The sequence below is a fragment of the Candidatus Allofontibacter sp. genome (assembly GCF_038145245.1).
Lineage (GTDB): Bacteria > Pseudomonadota > Alphaproteobacteria > Pelagibacterales > Pelagibacteraceae > Fontibacterium.
The window spans coordinates 1-3,866 of the sequence record NZ_JAYQPI010000033.1 but is presented as its reverse complement, the minus strand read 5'-3'; the positions used below and the strand labels follow the sequence as shown (position 1 = coordinate 3,866).

The following is a 3,866-nucleotide window of genomic DNA, read 5'->3' as shown; positions in this document are numbered from 1 at the left end:
GGAAGATATCTTCCTGCTTGTCGCATAAACCAAATAGGAAAATTTTTTTGTTTATTTAAGAGAGAATATTTAAGAGAACTAATCATTAATAATATTAGTAAAGATAGTAGTATAATATGGTTATGTTATTAATGTGTTTATATTTTTATTAACAGTTTATTAACAAGTGTTGTTGAATAATTATTTTTAAAAACTTTATATTTATGAAGTTTATTTAAAACTATCAACAATCCTAAAATATAAAAAAATAAACTTATTAATGTTATTAATTAAATAATAACAATTAATTAAATGTTAACGTTATATTTTTTTAAAGTTAGAAATGTATAAAAAATAATTATAAAGACTTATCAACAAATTTATGAACAGAAAATATAATGTTTTTTTAGTATCAGATTCAACCGGCGAAACTCTTGATAGGATATTTTTAGCTTTAAAAGCTCAGTTTGAGAATTTTAATAACAGTTTACATCATTTTTCATTTGTTAGAACACAGACTCAAATTACAACATTATTAGAAAAATGTAATAAACTAGGAAACTCTATTATACTTTACACTCTCGTTGAGCCTGATGTTACTTCTTTTTTAATTAAAGAAACAGAAAAACATAAAATTCCTTGTTTTGGAGTTTTAGATTATTTAATTCCAAAATTTGAGACAGCGCTTAATAGAAAAGCTAATAGAAAACCAAGCGGTCAACATATTTTAAATAAAGAATATTATAAAAAAATTGCCGCAATGCAATTTAGCATCGAACATGACGATGGCCAAAAACTAGAAACAATTTTAGAAGCTGATATAATTATTTTAGGAATTAGTAGAACTAGCAAAACACCAACAACAATCTATCTTGCAAATAAAGGTTATAAGTCAGCTAACATTCCAATGGTTCCAAATCAAAAAATACCAGATGAGGTTTTAAAGAATAAAATAAAAACAATAGTAGGATTGGTCGCCGACCCCGAAAGGCTAGCAGATATAAGAAAAAATAGGCTTAACACATTAAGCGAAGAAAAGCACACATCTTATGTTGATTTGGAAAGAATAAAAGAAGAGCTTGATGAAAGTAGAAAAATTTTTAAGTTAAATAATATTCCAACAATTGATGTAACAAGAAAGTCCGTTGAAGAAACGGCTGCCTCAATTATAAAGATTCACGAAATTAAAAATAGCTAATGAGAAAAATAATTTTAGCATCCGCTAGCGGGATAAGGCTAAAAATATTAAATGATTTTGGTTTTAATGTTAAAGTAGAAGCTGCCAATATAGATGAGGATGAAATAAAAAATTCTTTATTAGCAGAGAAGTTCAGTTCATTTGAGGTTTCAAGGGCTCTTGCTGAAACAAAAGCAAAAAAAATAAGCAGCAAAATACATGACGAGATTGTTCTAGGCGCGGATCAAATTTTGGATTTTGAAGGCAGTATATTTAGCAAACCAGAAACAATGGAATTGGCAATAAGTTTGATGAAAAGATTAAATGGGAAAGAACATTCTTTATTTAGTTCTATTTGCTTGAGCAAGAACGGATCAACTATTTGGATGCACACAGAACACGTTATTTTAAAGATGAGGCAATTTTCAGATAATTTTATTAAAGATTATTTGCAAAAATTAGGTCTAGAAATCATTAAGAAATATGGCGTTTATCAAATAGAAGGAATGGGCAAAGATTTATTTGAAGAAATAAAGGGAGATGAATACTCTGTTATGGGGATGCCAATTAAACAATTAATTAATTATTATAAAGCAAATGAAAGATAAAAAAAAATTTTTAGTTATTGGAAATCCTATTAAACATTCTTTGTCTCCAGCTTTGCATAATTATTGGTTTCGTGCGAATAGAATTAATTGTGAATATAAAAAATTAAAAATAACACAAAGCTCAATAAAGAAAATTTTAAATAAAGTTAGAAAAAGAGAAATAGAGGGAATTAATGTAACTATACCATTTAAAAATAATGTTATTAAATATTTAGATATTTTAAAGGGAGATGCTCTAAAAACTTCTTCGGTGAATACTGTTTACTTAAATAAAAAAGAATTGGTTGGTGATAATACTGATGTTTATGGTTTCTATTCGGGTATTTTAAAAAAAGTTAAGGCCAGAATTAAAACAGCAGGGATCATTGGCGCTGGAGGCGTTACTTCTTCCATTATTCTTGCTTTAATCCAAAAAGGAGTAAAAAAAATATACATAACGAATAGAACTTTCTCTAAATTAAAAGTATTTAAGAAAAAATTTAAAAAAATTGTTCGTCCCATTAAATGGGACGATCGTTATAAAGTATTTGGTGAGGTTCAAATTTTAATTAATGTCACAAGTTTAGGTATGCTTGGTCAGGGGGATTTAAAGTTTGATTTTAATATTTTTGATAAAAAAGTTAATGTTGTAGATATCGTCTATAATCCAGAAAATACAAGGTTTTTAAGAGAAGCTAGAATGAAGGGTCATAAAACTTTTACTGGTTTAGATATGTTTATTTATCAGGCGCGAAAGGCATTTTATATATGGAATAAGATAAATCCAAAAATAACAAAGGATATTTATAAGAAGCTTAGAAGTAAAATTGATGGTTAGAGTTGGCATTTTAGGATCAGTAGGAAGTGGCAAATCATTTGTTGCAAATATATTTAAACAACTAGGTTTTAATATTTTTTCGGCAGATAATGAGGTTGCCAACCTTTATAACAACAATAAAACTATTAATAAAAAAATTTCAAAATTCTTTAATTTAAAACTCTATAAAGGCAGAATAAATAAAGAAGAACTTAGAGCCGCTCTTAAAAAAAACCCTAAAAAATTTAAATATTTAAATAAGATTATTCACCCAACAGTTAGAAGAAAATTAATCTTTTTTCTATCTAAGTGTAAAAAAGATAAATTAGTTGTTTTAGACGTTCCTCTTTTAGTTGAGAATAAAATGCTAAATTTTGTTGATATTCTTATTTTTGTTAAAACTACACAAAGTTCTTTTTTAAGCAGAATTAAAAAAAGAAAAAATTTAGATAAACAATTTTTAAGTATATTAAAAAAACAGCAAACAAACGAAAAGATCAAAGAAAGTTATGCGGATTTTACAATTTATAATAGTACTAAAAATAAAGTTAAATTGCAGGTAAAAAATATTCTTGATAAGATTCTTTTAAATTAATGATTGAAGTTATTTTAGATACTGAGACTACAGGATTGTCCGCAGAGAAAGATAGAGTGGTTGAGATTGCTTGTATTGAATTGAATAATCATATTCCTACCAAAAATATTTTTCATACCTTTTTGAATCCAGAGATAAAAGTTTCGGCAGATGCTTTTAGTGTACACGGTTATTCTGATGAATTTTTATCAAGCAAACCCAAATTTAAGGATATTGCTAAAGATTTTCTTAATTTTATTAAAGATAAAAAACTTATTATTCATAATGCTGATTTTGATCTTGGATTTTTAAATAATGAATTAAAAAGACTTAATATAAAGCCAATTCTAAAATCTGATATTTTAGATACATTGCAGATTGCTAGGTCAAAGTTTCCAGGAGTTGGAAATAGTCTAGATGCTTTATGTAAGAGGTTTAAAATAAGTATCGAAGCTAGAGAAAAACATTCTGCGCTGTTAGATTGTCAATTACTTTCCAAAGTTTATATCGAATTAATTGATAAAAAAGAATTAACACTAGATTTAACGTCCAATGATAAAATTTTTAATGAAAAGATGAGGTTAATTAATGAGAATAGAGAGGGTATTGTTGTTAAAATTTCTAAAGAACAAATAGAGGAATATAATAAATTTTTAAAAAAGAATGTTTCTAATGCTTTTGCATTAAATTAGTAGATTGTTGTTCGTATAGTTCTTTAAAGTTAATTTCTTT

The 3,866-nt window shown here is 26.1% G+C and carries 5 protein-coding genes; all 5 read left to right on the top strand.

The window, feature by feature from the left end; genetic code table 11:
* Window positions 1-361 precede the first annotated feature (361 nt).
* Genes AC8IGH_RS04460 through dnaQ form a run of 5 tightly spaced genes read left to right on the top strand, consistent with a single transcriptional unit; the run spans window position 362 to window position 3,826 of the window.
* Entirely contained in the window at window positions 362-1,177 is an 816-nt protein-coding gene (locus tag AC8IGH_RS04460) for a pyruvate, water dikinase regulatory protein (protein WP_507419517.1), read from the top strand.
* Window positions 1,177-1,764 carry a Maf family protein gene (locus AC8IGH_RS04455; RefSeq protein WP_507419516.1) on the top strand — a complete coding sequence of 196 codons (588 nt, stop codon included), beginning with the start codon at window positions 1,177-1,179 and terminating at the stop codon, window positions 1,762-1,764. Before AC8IGH_RS04460 ends, AC8IGH_RS04455 begins: the two co-directional genes overlap by 1 nt.
* Entirely contained in the window at window positions 1,754-2,581 is an 828-nt protein-coding gene (gene aroE, locus AC8IGH_RS04450) for a shikimate dehydrogenase (RefSeq protein ID WP_507419515.1), read from the top strand. Before AC8IGH_RS04455 ends, aroE begins: the two co-directional genes overlap by 11 nt.
* The gene (gene coaE / locus AC8IGH_RS04445) at window positions 2,574-3,155 is read left to right on the top strand and encodes a dephospho-CoA kinase (RefSeq protein ID WP_507419514.1); all 582 of its coding nucleotides are present in this window, start codon (window positions 2,574-2,576) and stop codon (window positions 3,153-3,155) included. Before aroE ends, coaE begins: the two co-directional genes overlap by 8 nt.
* Window positions 3,155-3,826, top strand: coding sequence for a DNA polymerase III subunit epsilon (gene dnaQ, locus AC8IGH_RS04440; RefSeq protein WP_507419513.1), 672 nt, complete (start codon window positions 3,155-3,157; stop codon window positions 3,824-3,826). Before coaE ends, dnaQ begins: the two co-directional genes overlap by 1 nt.
* The last annotated feature ends 40 nt before the right edge of the window (window positions 3,827-3,866 follow it).

Excerpts from the sequence above, each read along its gene's own strand:
- AC8IGH_RS04460 (WP_507419517.1), top strand. The coding sequence starts at position 362 with ATGAACAGAAAATATAATGTTTTTTTAGTATCAGATTCAACCGGCGAA.
- AC8IGH_RS04455 (WP_507419516.1), top strand. The coding sequence starts at position 1,177 with ATGAGAAAAATAATTTTAGCATCCGCTAGCGGGATAAGGCTAAAAATA.
- aroE (WP_507419515.1), top strand. The coding sequence starts at position 1,754 with ATGAAAGATAAAAAAAAATTTTTAGTTATTGGAAATCCTATTAAACAT.
- coaE (WP_507419514.1), top strand. The coding sequence starts at position 2,574 with ATGGTTAGAGTTGGCATTTTAGGATCAGTAGGAAGTGGCAAATCATTT.
- dnaQ (WP_507419513.1), top strand. The coding sequence starts at position 3,155 with ATGATTGAAGTTATTTTAGATACTGAGACTACAGGATTGTCCGCAGAG.